We start from the raw sequence: 19,147 nt of genomic DNA, 5'->3' as shown, positions 1-19,147 counted from the left end.
TGTCGATTGAGCGATCGGGTTGGGGGCGTCGGTGCGCCCGGCGTGCTGTTCCGGTGGCGAGCAGGAATGGCACGCCACTCGAAATTCCGTATTTTGTAATTTATTCTGCCATTAGAAATGATACAAAAAATCTAGTCAAGAAAGATTTGTGTATCAAATCACGGGCGCGCTGCGGACGGCCCGGCTGGCGCAAGCTTGGCGAACGGAATGGGCAGGGCAGGGGAGGGGATTGGCGCGGATTACGATACGCAAAGTACCGAAATGGCGTGCTTTGCGTATCGTGTGGGTGCGTCAGGCGCTGGGCAGGTCGCCGTCGCGGGTCGAACCGAGGCGGCGGGAGAGGGCGTCGGCGGCGTCCTTGAGGCGGGCGAGGGCGGCGCTGTCGTCGCCCATGTCGATGGAGCCCTCGACCCCGACGACGACCAGCGCCATCGTCAGTTCGTTCTTGAAGTTGAACACCGGCGCGGCGGCGGCCTCGACGCCGCGGAACAGGTAGTTGCCGGCGCGGATCGCGGCGATCCCGCGGGCACGTACCGTGTCGAGCAGGGCCTCGGCGTCGGCGATGGTCTCGACGCCGGCCGGCAGGTGCTTGCGTTGCTCGATCTCGCGCTTGACGATGGGGCGGGTGGCGCCCGGCAGCCAGGCCGCGAAAACCCGTCCGGCGGCGGAGCTGAGCACGCCCAGCGTGGTGCCGGTGACGACGTTGACGGTGATCGGCCGGCGCGGGCGCTCCCAGCGCACGATGACCGGGCCGTTCTCGCCCCACACGGCGAGCGCGGTGGTTTCGTTGATTTCGTCGCGCAGCTCGGAGATGGCGGCAAGCCCGAGGCGGATGCGGTCCAGGCGATCGATGGCGACGAGGCCGATGTTGAGGGCGAAGGGCCCGAGGTTGTAGCGCGAGGTGAGCGGGTCCTGCTCGACGAGGCCGCTGCGGATCAGGCTGACGAGGTAGCGGTGGGCCTTGGAGGGCGGCATGTCGGCGGCGGCGGCGATGTCCTTGAGCATCATCGAACGCTTGCCGAACACCATCGCCTTGAGAATGCCCATGCCCACTTCGAGGGACTGGACGCCGTGTTTTCCTTCCAGCTCTTCGCTCATGGTGTGGAATCCGGTGGGTTGCGGGAATGAGGGGTCGGGGTGACGGAATTGCTTACGTAATGGTAAATTGATTTTAGTATAAGAAATAATGACCGGGATCAAAGGAGACATTTCATGAGCAAGCTTCGCGTCTATGCCATCGACGGCATCGTGCCCGTCGTCGATCCGAGCGCCTACGTGCACCCCAGCGCCGTGTTGATCGGCGACGTGATCGTCGGCCCCGACTGCTACGTCGGCCCCTGTGCGAGCCTGCGCGGGGATTTCGGAAGGCTGATCCTCGAGCGCGGCGTCAACGTGCAGGACACCTGCGTGATGCACGGCTTTCCGGGCACCGACACGGTGATCGAGGAAGATGGCCATATCGGCCACGGCGCGGTGCTGCATGGCTGCCGCATCGGCAGGAATGCGCTGGTGGGGATGAACGCGGTGGTGATGGACAATGCGGTGATTGGCGAGGCGTCGATCGTCGCGGCGATGGCCTTCGTCAAGGCCGGCGTCGAGATTCCGCCGCGTTCGCTGGTGGCGGGGATGCCGGCGAAGGTGGTGCGCGCCCTGAGCGACGAGGAGATCCGCTGGAAGTCGGACGGCACGCGAACCTACCAGGATCTGACGAGGCGCTGCCTCGCCACACTGGTGGAGACTGATCCGCTCACCGAGGTGGAGCCGGATCGGCCGCGCTTCGAGATGCCGGACGTGATCCCGCTGGTGGCACTCAAGAAGAAGGACGCCTGAGGGTCACGCGTCGAGGACGCGGGTGTAGGCGAGAAACACCTCGTCCCGCTGCCAGCCCTGCGATTCGTACAGGGCCTGGGCGGCGTGGTTGCTGCGCGCGGTGGTGAGGTCCAGGCGCACCTTGCCCCGTTCGCGGGCCAGCGCTTCGGCCGCCTGCAGCAGTTGGCGCCCCACACCGGCGCGGCGATGGGCGGGCTGCACGAAGAGATCGTAGAGGCTGAAGATCGGCTTTGCCGCCACCGAGCAGAAGGTGGGGTAGAGCTGGCAGAAGCCGAGGAGCCAGCCGCCCGCGTCGCAGGCGATGAGGATTTCCGATTCCTGCCGGGCGAGGCGTTCGAGCACGAAGCGTGCCGCGCCGGCCGGATCGGCGGGCTGGTCGTAGAACTGGCGGTAGGCGTCGAACAGCGGTGCGACGGCCGCCGCGTCGTCGGGGCCGGCAAGGCGGATGGAGACGGCTGACGCGGTCATGGCCGGGCCCCCTGGGATGCCGCGCCGGGCACGCCGCCGAGCTTGCCGTCGCCGTAGGTGCGCAGCACCTGGGCGATGGTGACGTGGTAGCCGTCGAGCCAGTTGGCCTGGCGGGCCTTGGCTTCCCGGTGCAGGGGATGGTCGACGAGCGCCTGGAGAGCTTCGAGGCTGTCCCAGTAATACACGTTGGCGATCTGGCCGGACTGGGGGTGCTCCCAGGACGTCTCGCCCAGGTAGCCGGGAATCGACCGGGCGGCGGTGGCGATGGCGTCGTCGAGGCGGTGAAACTCGGCGTCGAAGGCCTTGGCCGCGAAAACGAAGGTGGAGGTGTACATCCGCTGCTCCCCGTGCAATCGAAAAAGCCGCGTATTAGATGCGCAGCCGCGCACGATGACAAGGGCGGGCGATGCCCCGCGCAGGCTCAGACGAGTTCGGCCAGCGGATCGTCCTCGCGGAAACGCGCGTAGATGAGCTGCGAGGCCGGCGGGGTCTGGCCGCTGGCGAGCTGGAAGTGGGTGTCCAGGTGGCGCTCGGACGGCGACAGCAGGCGCCGGTAGAGTTCCTTGCAGAGCAGGCGCGCCTTCTGGCCGGGCCAGTCGGCGGGCAGCAGTACGTCGGGCAGTTCGGGGTCGCGCAGCAGCAGGCGGCGGTAGTCGTGGATCAGCAGCACGCGCAGCAGGAAGGCGGTTTCGTCGGCGATGTCGCCGGCGGCGTCCGAGCGCAGCTCGTCGAGCACCGGCTGGTAACGCGCGACGAATTCGTCGTAGACGCCGGCGAGACGCTCGAGATTCCAGGCGCCATTGACCATGTCCACGTCGTTGGCGGCGTTGCCGAACTGGGCGTCGGCGGCGAGCAGCGGCTTGAGCTTGCCGAGGGTGTCGGCGAGACCTTCGGCCAGCAGGGCGTCGAAGGCGGCGGTGAGGTCGGCGCTGGGATGGACGAAGCATTCGCCGCCCAGCGTGCCGAAACCCTGCCAGAACAACGCCTGGCGCAGGGCGTCGCGCTCCTTCGGGCTGAGTTCGCCGACGGTGACGATGAGGCGCCAGCGGCGGTCCCACAGGGGCGCGCTGGAGGCGTAGATGTGGCGGGAGGCTTCTTCGAAACGGCGCTGGCCGGAGGGGGTCAGCAGGTAGTCGGTGCGCCGTCCGACGGGCTCGGTGCGCAGCCATTCTTCCTTGGCGAGGCGGAACACCGAGGTGCGGATGAGGCGCTCGTTCAGGTCGAGCGGCTCGAGCAGCTGGATCAGGCTTCCCAGCCAGATGCGGCTGCCACGGGGCAGCACGGCATCGCCGAAGACCGAGATGATGAGCGAACCGGCCTGGACGCGGCCTTGCTGGCGAAAGTCATCGAGACGTTTTTGAGCGGCGGGTAGCACGATGTTGCCAGAGGGCAGGCATAAAGCTTGCTATTTTATGTCAGTCCTCCGGCATCTGGATAGGCGACGGCGCGGGGCTAGAGGTTGAGCAGGTGGGCGGGGTCGGGAATCTCCGGCTGCTGCTGGGCAAAGAAGCCCTCGGTGTGGATCAGCTCGGGCCGGGCGCCCAGCGCCTTCACGGTGGTCACGCAGGTGTCGACGAATTCCGGGCTGCCGGCGGCGAAGACGGTGTGCTTCGACAGATCCGGAAACAGCCCCGGCAGCACCGCGTCCACCTGGCCGCCGAGGTAGCCGTCGGCATCCTGGCGGGTGAGGGTGATCTTGTAGTCGAAGGCCCGGTGCTTGGTGCGCCACCAGGCCAGCATCCCCTGGGCGTACACGTCGGCGGCGGTGCGCGCCGAGACGAGCAGGGTGACGGGCTTCCTGAAGCCACGGCGCAGCGCGGCCTCGGTGAGGGCGAGGATCGGGGCGAGGCCGGTGCCGGCGGCGAGGCACAGCACGGGCGTATCCACGCCCGGGTCGCCGATGAAGGTGCCGTAGGCGCCGGAGAGCTTGACGCTTTCGCCGATGCTGAGGGTGTCGTGGACCCAGTTGCTGGTCACGCCGCCGTCGGCGCGGGCCACCTGCAGCACCAGCTCGCCGTCGGGGCGCGGGGCGTTGGAGATGGAGTAGGCGCGGGGCGGGATGTCGGCGCGCGGGTTGCCGAGGGTGACGTACTGGCCGGGCCAGTAACGGATCGGCTGGCCCACTGGGCGCAGTCGCAGCTCGACGACCCGGTCGGCCACGGGGCGCTTGTCGATGACCACGAACAGCGCGTCCTCGCGGGGCGGAAAGAGCTTGGGCTTGGCGTCTTCGGTGCCCCATTCGATGGTCAGCGCGTCGGAGATCGGCTTGGCCATGCACATCAGGCCGTAGCCCTGGCGGCGTTCTTCCTGGGACAGCGCCATGTCGAGCACCATGCCCTGGTCGAACTGACCGGCGGTGACCTTCACCTTGCACTCGCCGCAGGCGCCGGCGCGACAGTTGTTGGGCAGCGCGTAGCCTGCCTTTTCGAGGGCCATCAGCACGGTGTCGCCGTAGGCGCATTCCACCGACTTGCCCGAGGGTTGCATGATGATGCGTGACATGGGTTTTTCTCAGTGAGGGGTAAGGAGAGAGGAGTGAGTAGCGAGGTGTCAGGGGGCGGTCTCCTTACTCCTCCCTCCTCCCTCCTGACTCCTCACTCATTCCCGTCAGAAGACGGGAATGATGTCTTCCATCTCGATGTCGCTGATCTCCTGGCCGGTGATGCCCACTTCGGGGATCGCCGGGAAGGGGATGTTGTAGCGGTCGAGCACGCCCTTCAGGTTGATCATCGCGTTCTTCCAGTTCTGCAGCTTCATCTCGTAGGTCGGGATGCCGAAGCCGGCGCCGCGCGCCACTTCCTCGGCCTCGCGCTGGTTGGCGATGAAGTCGGCGGGCAGATCCCAGAATTCCATCGGCGGCTCGAACAGCACGGCCGACAGGAACAGGTAGCCGGCGCGGATCTGCTTGGTGACGATGGACTTGGTCTCTTCCTTGAGGCCCGGGTAGTCGCGCTCCATCACCGCCATGCAGATGGCCATGTGGCGGCCTTCGTCACGGCCGATGTTCTTGAAGCCTTCCTTGAAGACCGGCTCGCGGGAGTTGTCGAACATCTGCTTGAAGATGGTCGCGGCAGCGATCTCGCCCATCAGGAAGGAGCTGAACAGCACGGCCAGGTCGTACTTGGGCACGGCCTGCTTGTAGCCGGTCCAGTAGCGCGAGCCATTGAAGTACAGCCACTGCACGTTCTTCTGCAGGCGCTTGCCGAGCTCGGTCTTGGGTTGATAGGTGAGCGGGTCCGGGTGGCCGAGCATCTTGGTGATGGCGAGGCCGCACATGATTTCGTGGTTCTGCTCGTCGCGGGTGACCGAGAAGAAGCACTTGCGGACGGGGTCTTCCTCGTGGACCTCGTAGGTCTTGATCAGCGCCTCGGCAAACACCGGGGGCGCGGAGGCGTCGAACACCGACAGCAGGCTCCACCAGTAGGCGATGGATTCGCGTTCTTCCCAGCTGTAGCTGTCCACGTCGAGGGTGTCCCACGGGAGCTTTTCCGGGTCCCAGTTCTCGCGCAGTGCGGCCTGCCAGACTTCCTGCAGCTTCTTGGTCTTGCTGTTCCAGGACAGCGGATAGACGTTGGGCTGCTGGATTTCCGGCGGAAATTCCATCTTGTCGGCGAAGCGTTCCTTGTTGACGGCCATGCTGTGTCTCCTCGTGATCGTTGTCTGGGTGGTGGGTGATCCCGCAGCCGAAGTCCATGTGGCTGGCGTGGTTAATAATGATACAAAAAAATAATTAACGTCAACAAAAATGTATCGCTTTTGGTTCGGAGTGAAAAATTCAACTTGACGTTCGAAGCGCGATTTTTTGAGATTTTTAGCCAAAAAATAGTTTTAAATATTTGATTAAAAATAAATTTACTTTTGTGTAAGTGGTTTTGAAATGTGTAATTCGTGATGTTTCTATCAGATAAATGCGATACGAAACATTGACTTTAATCAGGTTCATTTGTACTGTTTGATCCAACAACCCAACACCGACAGGAGACAACGGAATGACCCACCCCCTCTTCGAAAAGCACCGCGCCACCCTTGAGGGCGCCGTTGCCGCCATCGCGTCGCGCGGTTACTGGTCGGCGTTCAGCGAGATGCCCAGCCCCAAGGCCTATGGCGAGACGGCGCCCGACGACGGCAAGCGCGCCTTCGAGGCGCACCTGGGCAAGCAGTTCGAACTGGGGCAGCCGGGGCTGTCGGGCTGGCTGGGCGGTGAGAAGTCGCCCTACGGCGTGGCGCTCGATGTGCAGTACCCGGTGTGCGACCCCGAAGCGCTGATCGCCGCCGGTCTCGCCGCGATGAAGGGCTGGCAGGCGCTGGGCGCCGAGGGTCGCACCGGCGTCTGCCTCGAGATCCTCGACCGCCTCAACAAGCAGAGCTTCGAACTCGCCCACGCGGTGATGATGACCACCGGCCAGGGCTGGATGATGGCCTTCCAGGCCGGCGCCCCCCACGCCCAGGACCGCGGTCTCGAGGCCGTCGCCTACGCCTGGCGCGAGCAGAGCTTCGTGCCCGCCGACGCCGTGTGGGAAAAGCCCCAGGGCAAGAACCCCGCGCTGGTCATGAAGAAGCACTTCGAGATCGTCGGTCGCGGCGTGGCGCTGGTGATCGGCTGTGGCACCTTCCCGACCTGGAACACCTACCCGGGCCTGTTCGCGGCGCTCGCCACCGGCAACCCGGTGATCGTCAAGCCCCACAGCAACGCGATCCTGCCCGCCGCGATCACCGTGCGCACGATCCGCGCCGTGCTGGCCGAAAACGGCATCGACCCCAACCTCGTCAGCCTGTGCGTCACCGACAAGCGCGCCACCACTCAGGCCCTCGCCACCCATCCGGCGGTCAAGTCGGTCGACTTCACCGGCAGCAACGTGTTCGGCCAGTGGCTCATCGACCACTGCCGTCAGGCCCAGGTGTATGCCGAGCTGGCGGGCGTGAATAACATCGTCATCGACTCCACCAACGCCTACAAGGCGATGCTCGGCAACCTGGCCTTCACCCTGTCGCTGTACTCCGGCCAGATGTGCACCACTTCCCAGGCCATCTTCGTGCCGGCCGGCGGCATCGAGACCGACGACGGCCACAAGTCGTACGACGAGGTCTGCGCCGATCTGGCCAAGGCCGTGGAGCGCTTCCTCGGCAAGCCCGAGGTCGCCCACGCGGTGCTCGGCGCGATCCAGTCTGCCGACACGCTGGAGCGCATCGACGTCGCCAACAGCGGCGCGCTGGGCGCGGTGGTACTGGCCTCCGCCAAGCTCGACAACCCCGATTTCCCCGCCGCCCAGGTGCGTACCCCGGTGCTGCTGGCCTGCGACGCCGCCGACGAGGCGCGCTACATGGAAGAGCGCTTCGGCCCGATCAGCTTCATCGTCAAGGTCGCCGACACCGCCGCGGGCATCGCCCTGTCCGAGCGCGTCGTCGCCACCCACGGTGCGCTCACGGTTGGCATCTACTCCACCAAGCAGGACGTCATCGACGCGATGACCGAAGCCACCTGGCGCAGCAAGGTGGCCCTGTCGATCAACCTCACCGGCGGCGTGTTCGTCAATCAGTCGGCGGCGTACTCCGACTACCACGGCACCGGCGGCAACCCGGCGGCCAACGCGTCCTACGCGGATTCGGCCTTCGTCGCCAACCGCTTCCGGGTCGTCCAGCGCCGTTACCACGCCTGAGGAGCCGTCATGGAATTCAACAACATCCTGTTCAGCGTCGAAGCCGGCGTCGCCCGCCTCACGCTGAACCGCCCGGACAAGCTCAACAGCTTCACCGGCGAAATGCACGCCGAGCTGCGCGCGGCGCTCGACACGATCCAGTCCGACAAGTCGATCCGCGTGCTGGTGCTCACCGGTGCCGGCCGCGCCTTCTGTGCCGGCCAGGACCTGGCCGACCCCGACATGCAGCAGGTGGGCGGCAAGATGCCCGACATCGGCAACGTCGTCGAAGCCAACTACAAGCCGCTGGTGCTGCGCCTGCAGAACCTGCGCGTGCCGACCATCGCCGCGGTGAACGGCATCGCTGCCGGCGCCGGCGCCAGCGTCGCACTTGCCTGCGATCTGGTGATCGCCAGCAAGTCGGCCTCCTTCCTGCAGGCCTTCAGCAAGATCGGCCTGGTGCCGGACACCGGTGGCACCTGGTTGCTGCCCCAGCGCGTCGGCATGGCCCGGGCGATGGGTCTCGCGCTGCTGGCCGACAAGCTGCCCGCCGAGAAGGCCGCCGAGTGGGGCCTGATCTGGGAAGCCGTCGCCGACGACGCCTTCGCCGCCCGCGTCGACGCGCTGGCCGCGCAACTCGCCGCCATGCCCACCAAGGCGCTGGTGCGCACCCGCCAGGCCATGCACGCCGCGCCGGGTCACACCCTGGAGCAACAGCTCTCGTTCGAAGGCGGTTTCATGCGCGAACTCGGCTGGAGCGCCGACTACGCCGAAGGCGTCGCCGCCTTCATGGAAAAGCGCGCACCGAAGTTCACGGGGGAATGAGCGTGGCCGAACTCTCCAACCACGCCCTCGACACGTCCGCCATCGTCGCGGTGGTGGGCACCGGCGCGATGGGCGCCGGCATTGCCCAGGTTGCGGCGGCGGCGGGCCACGTGGTCAAGCTGCTCGACAATCGCCCCGAGGCCGCCGCCAAGGCCGTGGCCGGCATCCGCGCCCAGTTCGGCCGGCTGGTCGAGAAGCAGCGCATGAGCGCCGACGATGCCGCCGCCGCGAGCGCGCGCCTCGTCGCCGTCGAGCGCCTTGCCGATCTGGCCGATGCGGCACTCGTCGTCGAGGCCATCGTCGAGAAGCTCGAGGCCAAGCAGCAGCTCTACGCCGAGCTCGAGGGCATCGTCGGCGAGGCCTGCCTCTTCGGCACCAACACCTCGTCGATCTCCGTCACCGCCATCGGCGCCGCCCTCAAGCGGCCCGAGCGGCTGGCGGGCCTGCACTTCTTCAATCCGGCGCCGCTGATGGCGCTGGTCGAGATCGTCTCCGGGCTCGCCACCGATCCGGCCGTGGCCGACACCCTGTTCGCCACCGCCGCCGCCTGGGGCAAGACGCCGGTGCACACCCGCTCGACGCCGGGCTTCATCGTCAATCGCGTGGCCCGGCCGTACTACGGCGAAGCCATGCGCCTGCTCGCCGAGGGCGCCGCCGACGTGGCGACCCTCGACGCGGTGATGCGCGAGGCCGGCGGCTTCAAGATGGGCCCCTTCGAGCTCACCGACATGATCGGTCACGACGTGAACTTTGCCGTCAGCAAGTCGGTGTGGAACGCCTATTACAACGATCCGCGCTTCCAGCCGTCGCTGATCCAGCAGGAACTGGTGGATGCCGGCTTCTACGGCAAGAAGAGCGGGCGCGGTTTCTACGACTACCGCGAAGGCGCCGAGCACCCCGAGCCCAAGTCGGCGGTCGCCCAGCCGGCGCCGGCCGACATCGTGCTCCACGGCCGCTCGGCCGCCGTCGAGGCCATCGCCGACCGGCTCTACGAGCGCGGCGTGGCCTACACCTGGGGCGAGGCCGCCGACGGCCGCATCGCCGAGGTGGGCGACGCGGTGCTCTTCGTCACCGACGGGCGCAGCGCCACCCAGCGCGCCGCCGAATCCGGCATCGCCAACACCGTGCTGATCGACCTCGCCCTCGACTACGCCCGCGCCACCCGGCTCGCGGTGAGCGTCGCCCACAGCTGCTGGGCGCCGGGTGCGGCGTCGGCGGTGGGGCTGCTGCAGGCGGCCGGCTTCGCGGTGTCGCGCTTTGGCGATGTGCCGGGCCTGGCGGTGATGCGCACCGTCGCGATGCTCGCCAACGAGGCCGCCGACGCGGTGAATCAGGGCGTTTGCGACGCGAAGGGTGCCGATTCGGCCATGCAGCTCGGCGTCAATTACCCCAAGGGCCCGCTGGCATGGGCCGATTCGGTCGGTCTGCCGGCGATCTGCGAGGTGCTGCGTCATCTCGAGCAGTTCTACGGCGACCCGCGCTACCGCGTTTCGCCCCTGATCCAGCAATCGGTTTTCGCCGGAAAGGCCATCCATGACCGCTAAGCATCCCACCCCCGCAGAGGCCCAGGCCCTCGCCGACGCCGTGGCCGAAACCATGTTCGCCCGCGACCGCGCCGCCAACGCCCTGGGCATCACCATCGAAAGCGTCGGCCCCGGCGTCTCGCACCTGTCGATGCCGGTGCGCGGCGACATGGTGAATGGTCACCACATCTGCCACGGCGGGCTGATCTTCTCGCTGGCCGACACCGCCTTCGCCTACGCCTGCAACAGCTACAACCGCAACACCGTGGCGTCGGCCTGCCACATCGACTTCCTGGCGCCGGGCATGGAAAACGACACCCTCGACGCCGAGGCCGTGGAGCGTTCCCAGTCAGGGCGTACCGGCGTCTATGACGTGACCGTGAAGAGCCGCCAGTCGGGCAAGACCATCGCCCTGTTCCGCGGCAAGAGCTACCGGATTGCCGGCGAGGTCATCGCCGGCCTGGCCGACGCGCCGGCCGCCTGACCCCACAACAATCAGAGAGAGGAGACAACCATGCCCACCAAACGCCCGCTGCCCGGGGACCTGGAGCCCATCGAGACCGCCAGCCGCGACGAAATCTCGGCCCTGCAGCTCGAACGCCTGAAGTGGTCGGTCCGCCACACCTACGACAACGTCGAGCCGTACCGCAAGCGCTGCCAGGAAAAAGGCGTGCATCCGGACGACCTCAAGCAGCTGTCGGATCTGGCCAGGTTCCCGTTCATGACCAAGACCGATTTGCGCGACCACTACCCGTTCGGGCTGTTCGCCGTGCCGCGCCAGAAAGTGGCGCGCCTGCACGCTTCGAGCGGCACCACCGGCAAGTCGGTGGTGGTGGGCTACACCAAGAACGACCTCGACAACTGGGCCAACGTGGTGGCCCGCTCCATCCGCGCCGCGGGCGGGCGCGCCGGCGACATGGTGCACGTGGCCTACGGCTACGGGATGTTCACCGGCGGCCTCGGCGCCCACGCCGGCGCCGAGCGCCTGGGCTGTACCGTGGTGCCCATGTCCGGCGGCCAGACCGAGAAGCAAGTCCAGCAGATCATGGACTTCAAGCCCGAAATCATCATGGTCACGCCGTCCTACTCGCTGGTGATCGCCGAGGAGTTCGAGCGGCTGGGCATCAAGCCCGAGGAAATCTCGCTGAAGGTCGGCATCTTCGGCGCCGAACCGTGGGGCGAGGGCATGCGCCACGAGATCGAGAAGAAGCTCGGCATCGATGCGGTGGACATCTACGGCCTCACCGAAGTCATGGGTCCGGGCGTTGCCTGCGAGTGCATCGAAAGTAAGGACGGCCCGGTGATCTGGGAAGACCACTTCTACCCCGAGATCATCGACCCCGAGACCGGCGAGGTGCTGCCCGACGGCGAGGACGGCGAACTGGTATTCACCTCGCTCACCAAGGAGGCCTTCCCGGTCATCCGCTACCGCACCCGCGACCTGACCCGTCTGCTGCCGCCCACCTCTCGCGCCTTCCGCCGCTTCGGCAAGATCACCGGCCGCTCCGACGACATGCTGATCGTGCGTGGCGTGAATGTGTTCCCGACCCAGATCGAGGAGCAGATCCTGCGCGACCCGCGCCTCACCGGCAATTACCAGATCGTGCTGTCCCGCGAAGGCCATCTCGACAACGTCGAGATCCGCTGTGAAGTCCAGCGCGAGCTCTCCGGCAAGCTCAGCCGCAGCGCGGTCGAGGAGATCAGCCGCGGCCTGCAGCACCACATCAAGACCATCATCGGCATCTCCACCAAGATCAAGGTGATGGATTTCGACACCATTCCGCGCACCCAGACCGGCAAGGCCCGCCGCGTCATCGACGAGCGCCCGAAGCAGCTGTAAGGAGATCCGGACGATGAACCACGCTTACATCTGCGACGCCATCCGCACCCCCATCGGGCGCTACGGCGGCACCCTCGCCAGCGTGCGTGCCGACGACTTGGGCGCCGTGCCGCTCAAGGCCCTGATGGCCCGCAATCCGCAGGTGGATTGGACCGCCGTCGATGACATCATCTACGGCTGCGCCAACCAGGCCGGCGAGGACAACCGCAACGTCGCGCGCATGTCCGGCCTGCTTGCCGGCCTGCCGGTCGAGGTGCCGGGCACCACCGTGAATCGCCTGTGCGGCTCGGGCATGGACGCGGTGGGCATCGCCGCCCGCGCGATCAAGTCGGGCGAGACCGGGCTGATGATCGCCGGCGGCGTCGAGAGCATGTCCCGCGCGCCCTTCGTGATGGGCAAGGCCGAGTCGGCTTTCTCGCGCAGTGCCGCGATCTACGACACCACCATCGGCTGGCGCTTCATCAACCCGGCGATGAAGAAGCTCTACGAGACCCACTCCATGCCGCAGACCGCGGACAACGTGGCGGAGCAGTTCTCCGTCAATCGCGCCGACCAGGACGCCTTCGCCTTGCGCTCCCAGCAGCGCTGGGCCGCCGCCCACGCCGCCGGCCGCTTTGCCGACGAGATCGTGCCGGTCGAGATCCCCCGCAAGAAGGGTGACCCGATTGTCTTCGACACCGACGAGCACCCGCGCCCCGAGACGACGCTCGAGATGCTGGCCAAGCTGAAGGGCGTCAACGGCCCCGAGCTGAGCGTCACCGCCGGCAACGCCTCGGGCGTGAATGACGGCGCCTGCGCGCTGCTGCTCGCCTCCGAAGCCGCCGCGGGCCGTTATGGCCTGACGCCCAAGGCGCGGGTGATCGGCATGGCCACCGCCGGCCTGCTGCCGCGCATCATGGGCTTCGGTCCGGCGCCGGCGGTGAAGAAGGTGCTGGCCCAGACCGGCCTCACCCTCGACCAGATGGACGTGATCGAGCTCAACGAAGCCTTTGCGGCCCAGGGGCTCGCGGTGCTGCGCGACCTGGGCCTGGCTGACGACGAGGCGCGGGTCAATCCCAACGGTGGCGCCATCGCCATGGGCCACCCGCTGGGCATGAGCGGCGCGCGGCTGGTCACCACCGCCATGTACGAACTGCACCGCCGCGGCGGCCGCTACGCGCTGTGCACCATGTGCATCGGCGTGGGGCAGGGCATCGCCATGATCATCGAACGTGTCTGAGCCGTAACACCAAAGAGGAGACAAAACCATGAATAAAAGAACCACCCTGAAGACCCTGTTCGTCGGCACCGTGCTGGCCCTGGGCAGCCTCTCGGCCCTGGCCGCCGACCCGATCAAGATCGGCTCCATCCTGTCCGTCACCGGCCCGGCCGCCTTCCTGGGCGACCCGGAGCTGAAGACGCTGCAACTCTACGTCGAAGACCTCAACAAGAAGGGCGGCGTGCTCGGCCGTCAGATCCAGCTGGTGCACTATGACGACGGCAGCGACGCCAACAAGGCCAACGGCTTTGCCAAGCGCCTGATCGACGACGACAAGGTGGACCTGATCGTCGGCGGCACCACCACCGGCTCCACCATGTCCACCGTGCCGCTGGTCGAGCGGGCCGGCGTGCCCTTCATCTCCCTGGCGGGCGCCGTCGTGATCGTCGAGCCGGTCAAGAAGTTCGTCTTCAAGACGCCGCACACCGACCGCATGGCCGCCGAGAAAGTGTTCGAGGACATGAAGAAGCGCGGCATCAGCAAGGTGGCGCTGCTCTCCGAGACCTCAGGGTTCGGCCAGTCCGGCAAGAAGGAAACCGAGGCGGTGGCCGGCAAGTACGGCATCACTTTGGTCGCTAACGAGACCTACGGGCCGAAGGACACCGACATGAGCCCGCAGCTCACCAAGATCAAGAACGCCCCGGGCGTGCAGGCGGTGTTCGTGTTCGGTCTCGGCCAGGGCCCGGCCATCGTCACCAAGAACTACAAGCAGCTCGGCATCGCCCTGCCGCTGTATCAGTCCCACGGCGTGGCGTCGGACGAATACCTGAAGCTCGCCGGCCCGGCCGCCGAGGGCGTGCGTCTGCCGTCCCCAGCCCAGTTGATTCCCGAGAAGCTGCCCGCCGGCGACGCCCAGAAGCCCGTCGTGACTGCCTACGACAAGGCCTACAAGGAGCGCTACAAGCAGGACGTGTCCACCTTCGGCGGCTACGCCTACGACGGCCTGATGATCGCCGTCGATGCCATCAAGCGCGCCGGCTCCACCGACAAGGCCAAGGTTCGCGACGCCATCGAGGCCACCAAGGGCTTCGTGGGCACCAGCGGCACCTTCAACATGTCGCCCACCGACCACATGGGTCTCGACCTGTCCGCCTTCCGCATGCTCGAAGTGAAGGGCGGCGACTGGACCTTGTCGAAGTAAGACGAGGCGCGAGGGGACGGCTTTCGTGCCCGGCCCCTCGCCCCGTCGTCCCGACCCCTTAGCGCACCAGACAAAAATGGCTACCTACCAATCCCTCGAGATCGAACGTGCCGGCCGCGTCGCGACGATCTGGATGAACCGTCCGGCGGTCTTCAACGCCTTCGACGAGCAGCTCATCGACGAGCTGGCCGCCGCCTGCGCCGAACTCGACGCCGACGCCGCCGTGCGCGTCGTGGTGCTGGGCGGCCGGGGCAAGCACTTCTCGGCCGGCGCCGACCTCAACTGGATGCGCCGCGCCGCCGGCTACGGCGAGACCGAGAACCTCGCCGATGCGCGCCGCTTCGCCGGGATGCTACACACGCTGTCGAACCTGTCGAAGCCGTCCATTGCCCGTGTCCAGGGTGCGGCGCTGGGCGGTGGCACCGGCCTCACGGCGGCTTGCGACATGGCCATTGCGGCGGCGGACGCCAGCTTTTCCACCTCCGAGGTGAAGTTCGGAATCATCCCCTCGGTCATCAGCCCCTACGTGCTGCGTGCTGTCGGTCCGCGCCACGCGCTGCGCTTCTTCCAGAGCGCCGAGCGCATCGACGCCCGTCGCGCGCTCGAGATCGGGCTGGTGGGCGAAGTGGTGGCGGTGGACCGGCTCGATGCCGCCGTCGCCGCGCTGGCCGAAACCCTGATCGGCTGCGCACCGCAGGCCCAGAAAGCCGCCAAGGATCTGATCGCCGCGGTCGATGGCCGTCCCATCGACGCGACCCTCTGCGAGGAAACCGCCCAGCGCATCGCCCGCCGGCGCGCCACCGACGAAGCGAAGGACGGCGTCGCCGCCTTCCTCGAGAAACGCACGCCGGCCTGGCTTCTCTGACCGTTCCGACGGTCCAACCCCACAGGAGAGAGCACCATGTATACCCAATCCTTCAGCGTCTCGGACAAAGGCCCCAAGCCCACCGTCTCGACCACCGAAGACCCGGAACTGATGGCCCGCTTCGATGCCCGCATCGACGCCGACGGCCGCATCGAACCCCAGGACTGGATGCCCGAGGCCTACCGCCGCACCCTGGTCCGCCAGATCAGCCAGCACGCCCACAGCGAGATCGTCGGCATGCTGCCCGAAGGCAACTGGATTTCCCGCGCCCCCAGCCTCAAGCGCAAGGCCATCCTGATCGCCAAGGTGCAGGACGAGGGCGGCCACGGCCTCTACCTCTACTCCGCCGCCGAGACCCTCGGCACCAGCCGCGACCAGATGCTCGAAGGCCTGCACTCCGGCCGCGCCAAGTACAGCTCGATCTTCAACTACCCGACCCTCACCTGGGCCGACGTGGGCGTGATCGGCTGGCTGGTGGATGGCGCCGCGATCATGAACCAGATCCCGCTGTGCCGCTGCTCCTACGGCCCCTACGCCCGCGCGATGGTGCGCGTGTGCAAGGAGGAGTCCTTCCACCAGCGCCAGGGCTACGAGGCCCTGCTGGTGATGATGAAGGGCACTGACGAACAGAAGGCCATGGTGCAGGACGCGGTCAATCGCTGGTGGTGGAAGTGCCTCGCCATGTTCGGGCCGCCGGACGCCGACAGCCCCAACAGCGCGCAGGGCATGCGCTGGGGCATCAAGCGCATCAGCAACGACGACCTGCGTCAGAAGTTCATCGACGCCACGGTGCCCCAGGCCCAGGTGCTCGGCGTCACGCTGCCCGACCCCGACCTCAAGTGGAACGAGGAACGCCAGCACCACGACTACGGCCAGATCGACTGGCAGGAATTCTGGGACACCGTCGAAGGCAACGGCCCCTGCAACAAGGAACGCCTGTCCACCCGGGTCAAGGCCCACAACGACGGCCAGTGGGTCCGCGACGCGGCCCAGGCCTACGCACGCAAACAGCAAGAACGCGCCAACAAGGAGGCAGCATGACCACCCCCGCACTCAAGGAATGGCCCCTCTGGGAAGTTTTCGTCCGCAGCAAGCAGGGCCTCGAGCACAAGCACTGCGGCAGCCTGCACGCCGCCGACGCGTCCCAGGCGCTGCACATGGCGCGCGACGTCTACACCCGCCGCCAGGAAGGCGTGAGCATCTGGGTCGTGCCGTCCGCCGCGATCACCGCCAGCAACCCCGACGACAAGGGCGAGCTGTTCGACCCCGCGGCCGACAAGATCTACCGCCACCCGACCTTCTACGAGATCCCGGAAGAAGTGGGGCACATGTGATGAGCACGATCGTCGACTACCTGCTGCATCTGGCCGACAACGCGGTGATCCTCGGCCAGCGCGACGCCGAATGGTGCGGCCACGGCCCGATCCTCGAGGAAGACCTGGCGCTGGCCAACGTCAGCCTCGACCTCATCGGCCAGGCCCGGCTGCTCTACCAGCGCGCCGCCACGCTGAAGGGCGGCGGCGCCACCGAGGACAGCCTCGCCTACTTCCGCGACGCCGCCGAGTTTCGCAACTACACGCTGCTGGAGTTGCCGCACCACGGCCCGCTGGTGGGCTATGCCGCCTCCGACCGGGATTACGCCACCACCATCGTGCGCAACTTCCTGTACTCGGCGCTGATGGTGCACCTGTGGGACACGCTCACCCGGTCGTCCGACGGCGAGCTGGCCGCCATCGCCGCCAAGTCGCTGAAGGAGGCCACCTACCACCTGCACCATTCCCGCGACTGGCTGCTGCGCCTCGGCGACGGCACCGACGAATCCCACGCCCGGGCCCAGGCCGCGGTGGATCACCTGATGCCCTACACCGAGGAGTTCTGGCTCCCCAGCCCGGTCGAGACGGCAGCGGTGGAGGCGGGCGTCGGCGTGGACGTGCGCACGCTCCGCGCCGGCTGGGACGCGCTGGTGAACGACGCGCTGGCCGAGGCGACCCTGACCCGCCCGGCCTTCCGCGGCTACGTCACCCAGGGCAAGCTGGGCCTGCACTCCGAGCACCTGAGCTACCTGCTCGCCGAGATGCAGAGCCTCGCCCGCGCTCACCCCAATGGCTGCTGGTGACACAGTGAGCGCCGCGCCCGACGATGCCTGCGCCCGAGTCTGGGCCGCACTGGAAAGCCTGACCGACCCGGAGATTCCGGTCGTCACCCTGCGTGAGCTGGGCATCCTGCGCGCGGTGCGCGCCACGCCGGATGGCCTCGAGGTGGTCATCACGCCCACCTACAGCGGCTGTCCGGCGATGGGGCAGATCGAGGACGACGTGCGCGCCACGCTCGACGCCGCCGGCATTCCGGCGCGGGTCGTCACCCAGCTGGCGCCGGCCTGGACGACCGACTGGATGAGCGAGGCCGCCAAGGAAAAGCTGCGCGCCTACGGCATCGCGCCGCCGCACACCCGCCCGGCGCCGGACGTCAGCGTGATGCGCTTCATGCGGCGCCCGGTGGCCGACGCGGTGAGCTGCCCGCACTGCGGCTCCAGCCATACCGTCGTCTCCAGCCAGTTCGGCTCCACGGCCTGCAAGGCGCTCTACAAGTGCCTCGACTGTCAGGAGCCCTTTGATTACTTCAAGCCGTATTAGGCTTACCGGAGCCCACGAAAAATGTCAGCCCTCCGTTTTCACGATCTCACCGTCAAGCGCGTCAGCCCCGAAGCGGCCGGCGCGGTGGCGATCACCTTCGACATCCCCGCCGACGCGCGGGAGCGCTTCGCCTTCGAGCCCGGTCAGTTCCTGACCCTGCGCGCCACCATCGACGGCCAGGACGTGCGCCGCAGCTACTCGATCAGCTGCCCGCGCAGCCGCCTCGCCAAGGCCGGCGAGCTGGAGGTGGGCATCCGTCCGGTGGACGGCGGCCTGTTCTCCAACTGGGCGGCTCAGTCGGTCAAGGCCGGCGACACCATCCAGGTGATGCCGCCGGACGGCCGTTTCGTCGTCAAGAAGCAGCGCGCGATCCATCGCGTGGGCTTCGCCGCCGGTTCGGGCATCACCCCGATCCTGTCGATCGCCGCCACCACGCTCGAAGAGCAGCCGGAATCCAAGTTCACGCTGGTGTATGGCAACCGCCGCATGTCGTCGGTGATGTTCAACGAAGCCTTGCAGGACCTGAAGGACCGCTACCGCGACCGCCTCACCCTGATCCACGTGCTGTCCCGTCAGGCGCAGGAAGTAGACCTGCTCCAGGGCCGCATCGACGGCGACAAGGTCAAGGCCATCGTCGCCGCGCTGCTGCCCGCGGCGAGCATGGACGAAGTCTTCATCTGCGGCCCCGAGGCGATGATCGAGGCCACCGAGCAGGCGCTGCGTGAAGCCGGCGTGCGTGAGGACCGCATCTACACCGAGCGTTTCACCGCCAACACCCCGCTGCCCGCCGGCAAGGTGCCCACCGGGCCGCGCGACGCGGTGTCCGAGGCCGCCAGGACGGTGGCGCTCACCGTCGTGCTCGACGGCAAGGAGCACGAGATGGCGATGGCCCCCAACGAGCACGTGCTTGACGTGGCCCTCAACGCCGGGCTCGATCTGCCGTTCTCGTGCAAGGCCGGCGTGTGCTGCACCTGCCGCGCCAAGGTGCTCGAAGGCAGCGTCGAGATGGACAAGAACTTCACCCTCGAAGCCGCCGAGATGGCCCAGGGCTTCGTGCTCAGCTGCCAGGCCCGCCCCACCAGCGGCCGCCTGCTGGTGAGCTTCGACGAGCGCTGAAGCGGCCCGTCC

At 67.3% G+C, this 19,147-nt stretch carries 20 protein-coding genes; 14 read left to right on the top strand and 6 right to left on the bottom strand.

Annotated features, from left to right (window positions below):
* Window positions 1-291: 291 nt before the first annotated feature.
* Window positions 292-1,098, bottom strand: coding sequence for an IclR family transcriptional regulator (locus ACE3P2_RS05030; RefSeq protein WP_374261724.1), 807 nt, complete (start codon window positions 1,096-1,098; stop codon window positions 292-294).
* Window positions 1,099-1,212: 114 nt separating this feature from the next.
* On the opposite strand from ACE3P2_RS05030, the gene paaY reads away from it, so the two are divergent.
* Window positions 1,213-1,830, top strand: a complete 618-nt coding sequence (gene paaY, locus ACE3P2_RS05025) for a phenylacetic acid degradation protein PaaY (RefSeq protein ID WP_374261722.1) — start codon at window positions 1,213-1,215, stop codon at window positions 1,828-1,830.
* Between the two features lie 3 nt (window positions 1,831-1,833).
* Here the strand turns inward: paaY and ACE3P2_RS05020 are convergent, their stop codons facing one another.
* From ACE3P2_RS05020 to ACE3P2_RS05000, 5 genes are all read right to left on the bottom strand, one after another.
* On the bottom strand, window positions 1,834-2,298 hold the full coding sequence (locus tag ACE3P2_RS05020; protein ID WP_374261720.1) for an N-acetyltransferase family protein: 465 nt from the start codon (window positions 2,296-2,298) through the stop codon (window positions 1,834-1,836).
* Window positions 2,295-2,633 (bottom strand): antibiotic biosynthesis monooxygenase, encoded by a 339-nt coding sequence (locus ACE3P2_RS05015; RefSeq protein WP_374261718.1) that lies wholly within the window; start codon window positions 2,631-2,633, stop codon window positions 2,295-2,297. Before ACE3P2_RS05015 ends, ACE3P2_RS05020 begins: the two co-directional genes overlap by 4 nt.
* 86 nt (window positions 2,634-2,719) lie before the next feature.
* Window positions 2,720-3,673 carry a phenylacetic acid degradation operon negative regulatory protein PaaX gene (paaX, locus tag ACE3P2_RS05010; RefSeq protein WP_374261716.1) on the bottom strand — a complete coding sequence of 318 codons (954 nt, stop codon included), beginning with the start codon at window positions 3,671-3,673 and terminating at the stop codon, window positions 2,720-2,722.
* Window positions 3,674-3,750: 77 nt separating this feature from the next.
* Entirely contained in the window at window positions 3,751-4,800 is a 1,050-nt protein-coding gene (locus tag ACE3P2_RS05005) for a 2Fe-2S iron-sulfur cluster-binding protein (protein ID WP_374261714.1), read from the bottom strand.
* A gap of 105 nt (window positions 4,801-4,905) precedes the next feature.
* Window positions 4,906-5,934, bottom strand: a complete 1,029-nt coding sequence (locus tag ACE3P2_RS05000; RefSeq protein WP_374261712.1) for a hypothetical protein — start codon at window positions 5,932-5,934, stop codon at window positions 4,906-4,908.
* A 353-nt stretch (window positions 5,935-6,287) separates the two neighbouring features.
* Here ACE3P2_RS05000 and paaN point away from each other — a divergent pair, with 353 nt between their 5' ends.
* The 13 genes from paaN to paaE all read left to right on the top strand — a co-directional run bounded on the left by paaN (window position 6,288) and on the right by paaE (window position 19,135).
* Window positions 6,288-7,955: a phenylacetic acid degradation protein PaaN gene (gene paaN / locus ACE3P2_RS04995; RefSeq protein ID WP_374261710.1), complete on the top strand. Its 1,668-nt coding sequence runs from the start codon at window positions 6,288-6,290 to the stop codon at window positions 7,953-7,955.
* Window positions 7,956-7,964: 9 nt separating this feature from the next.
* On the top strand, window positions 7,965-8,759 hold the full coding sequence (gene paaG / locus ACE3P2_RS04990; protein ID WP_374261708.1) for a 2-(1,2-epoxy-1,2-dihydrophenyl)acetyl-CoA isomerase PaaG: 795 nt from the start codon (window positions 7,965-7,967) through the stop codon (window positions 8,757-8,759).
* Complete coding sequence (gene paaH, locus ACE3P2_RS04985; protein ID WP_374261706.1) at window positions 8,756-10,303, top strand: 3-hydroxyacyl-CoA dehydrogenase PaaH; 1,548 nt, start codon at window positions 8,756-8,758, stop codon at window positions 10,301-10,303. The genes paaG and paaH overlap by 4 nt, the downstream gene beginning before the upstream one ends.
* Window positions 10,293-10,766: a hydroxyphenylacetyl-CoA thioesterase PaaI gene (gene paaI / locus ACE3P2_RS04980; protein ID WP_374261704.1), complete on the top strand. Its 474-nt coding sequence runs from the start codon at window positions 10,293-10,295 to the stop codon at window positions 10,764-10,766. Before paaH ends, paaI begins: the two co-directional genes overlap by 11 nt.
* Window positions 10,767-10,796: 30 nt before the next feature.
* Window positions 10,797-12,122, top strand: coding sequence for a phenylacetate--CoA ligase PaaK (gene paaK / locus ACE3P2_RS04975; protein WP_374261702.1), 1,326 nt, complete (start codon window positions 10,797-10,799; stop codon window positions 12,120-12,122).
* Between the two features lie 13 nt (window positions 12,123-12,135).
* Window positions 12,136-13,341: a 3-oxoadipyl-CoA thiolase gene (gene pcaF, locus ACE3P2_RS04970; protein ID WP_374261700.1), complete on the top strand. Its 1,206-nt coding sequence runs from the start codon at window positions 12,136-12,138 to the stop codon at window positions 13,339-13,341.
* A gap of 28 nt (window positions 13,342-13,369) precedes the next feature.
* Window positions 13,370-14,521 (top strand): ABC transporter substrate-binding protein, encoded by a 1,152-nt coding sequence (locus ACE3P2_RS04965; protein ID WP_374261698.1) that lies wholly within the window; start codon window positions 13,370-13,372, stop codon window positions 14,519-14,521.
* A 76-nt stretch (window positions 14,522-14,597) separates the two neighbouring features.
* Window positions 14,598-15,386, top strand: coding sequence for an enoyl-CoA hydratase/isomerase family protein (locus ACE3P2_RS04960; RefSeq protein ID WP_374261696.1), 789 nt, complete (start codon window positions 14,598-14,600; stop codon window positions 15,384-15,386).
* A 36-nt stretch (window positions 15,387-15,422) separates the two neighbouring features.
* The gene (gene paaA, locus ACE3P2_RS04955; RefSeq protein ID WP_374261694.1) at window positions 15,423-16,427 is read left to right on the top strand and encodes a 1,2-phenylacetyl-CoA epoxidase subunit PaaA; all 1,005 of its coding nucleotides are present in this window, start codon (window positions 15,423-15,425) and stop codon (window positions 16,425-16,427) included.
* On the top strand, window positions 16,424-16,720 hold the full coding sequence (gene paaB / locus ACE3P2_RS04950) for a 1,2-phenylacetyl-CoA epoxidase subunit PaaB (RefSeq protein WP_374261692.1): 297 nt from the start codon (window positions 16,424-16,426) through the stop codon (window positions 16,718-16,720). The genes paaA and paaB overlap by 4 nt, the downstream gene beginning before the upstream one ends.
* Complete coding sequence (gene paaC, locus ACE3P2_RS04945; protein ID WP_374261690.1) at window positions 16,720-17,502, top strand: 1,2-phenylacetyl-CoA epoxidase subunit PaaC; 783 nt, start codon at window positions 16,720-16,722, stop codon at window positions 17,500-17,502. Before paaB ends, paaC begins: the two co-directional genes overlap by 1 nt.
* Window positions 17,503-17,506: 4 nt before the next feature.
* Window positions 17,507-18,019, top strand: a complete 513-nt coding sequence (gene paaD / locus ACE3P2_RS04940; protein WP_374261688.1) for a 1,2-phenylacetyl-CoA epoxidase subunit PaaD — start codon at window positions 17,507-17,509, stop codon at window positions 18,017-18,019.
* Window positions 18,020-18,040: 21 nt separating this feature from the next.
* Entirely contained in the window at window positions 18,041-19,135 is a 1,095-nt protein-coding gene (gene paaE / locus ACE3P2_RS04935) for a 1,2-phenylacetyl-CoA epoxidase subunit PaaE (protein ID WP_374261686.1), read from the top strand.
* The last annotated feature ends 12 nt before the right edge of the window (window positions 19,136-19,147 follow it).

It is taken from the genome of Zoogloea sp., from assembly GCF_041911615.1.
In the GTDB taxonomy this organism is placed as follows: Bacteria; Pseudomonadota; Gammaproteobacteria; order Burkholderiales; family Rhodocyclaceae; genus Zoogloea.
Note: the sequence above shows the minus strand (reverse complement) of the source record. Positions and strands in the feature narration are given on the sequence as shown.

Bases quoted from the DNA above. Each gene is read 5' to 3' on its own strand.
- ACE3P2_RS05030 (WP_374261724.1), bottom strand. From the start codon at position 1,098: ATGAGCGAAGAGCTGGAAGGAAAACACGGCGTCCAGTCCCTCGAAGTG.
- paaY (WP_374261722.1), top strand. From the start codon at position 1,213: ATGAGCAAGCTTCGCGTCTATGCCATCGACGGCATCGTGCCCGTCGTC.
- ACE3P2_RS05020 (WP_374261720.1), bottom strand. From the start codon at position 2,298: ATGACCGCGTCAGCCGTCTCCATCCGCCTTGCCGGCCCCGACGACGCG.
- ACE3P2_RS05015 (WP_374261718.1), bottom strand. From the start codon at position 2,633: ATGTACACCTCCACCTTCGTTTTCGCGGCCAAGGCCTTCGACGCCGAG.
- ACE3P2_RS05005 (WP_374261714.1), bottom strand. From the start codon at position 4,800: ATGTCACGCATCATCATGCAACCCTCGGGCAAGTCGGTGGAATGCGCC.
- ACE3P2_RS05000 (WP_374261712.1), bottom strand. From the start codon at position 5,934: ATGGCCGTCAACAAGGAACGCTTCGCCGACAAGATGGAATTTCCGCCG.
- paaN (WP_374261710.1), top strand. From the start codon at position 6,288: ATGACCCACCCCCTCTTCGAAAAGCACCGCGCCACCCTTGAGGGCGCC.
- paaG (WP_374261708.1), top strand. From the start codon at position 7,965: ATGGAATTCAACAACATCCTGTTCAGCGTCGAAGCCGGCGTCGCCCGC.
- paaH (WP_374261706.1), top strand. From the start codon at position 8,756: ATGAGCGTGGCCGAACTCTCCAACCACGCCCTCGACACGTCCGCCATC.
- paaI (WP_374261704.1), top strand. From the start codon at position 10,293: ATGACCGCTAAGCATCCCACCCCCGCAGAGGCCCAGGCCCTCGCCGAC.
- paaK (WP_374261702.1), top strand. From the start codon at position 10,797: ATGCCCACCAAACGCCCGCTGCCCGGGGACCTGGAGCCCATCGAGACC.
- pcaF (WP_374261700.1), top strand. From the start codon at position 12,136: ATGAACCACGCTTACATCTGCGACGCCATCCGCACCCCCATCGGGCGC.
- ACE3P2_RS04965 (WP_374261698.1), top strand. From the start codon at position 13,370: ATGAATAAAAGAACCACCCTGAAGACCCTGTTCGTCGGCACCGTGCTG.
- ACE3P2_RS04960 (WP_374261696.1), top strand. From the start codon at position 14,598: ATGGCTACCTACCAATCCCTCGAGATCGAACGTGCCGGCCGCGTCGCG.
- paaA (WP_374261694.1), top strand. From the start codon at position 15,423: ATGTATACCCAATCCTTCAGCGTCTCGGACAAAGGCCCCAAGCCCACC.
- paaB (WP_374261692.1), top strand. From the start codon at position 16,424: ATGACCACCCCCGCACTCAAGGAATGGCCCCTCTGGGAAGTTTTCGTC.
- paaC (WP_374261690.1), top strand. From the start codon at position 16,720: ATGAGCACGATCGTCGACTACCTGCTGCATCTGGCCGACAACGCGGTG.
- paaE (WP_374261686.1), top strand. From the start codon at position 18,041: ATGTCAGCCCTCCGTTTTCACGATCTCACCGTCAAGCGCGTCAGCCCC.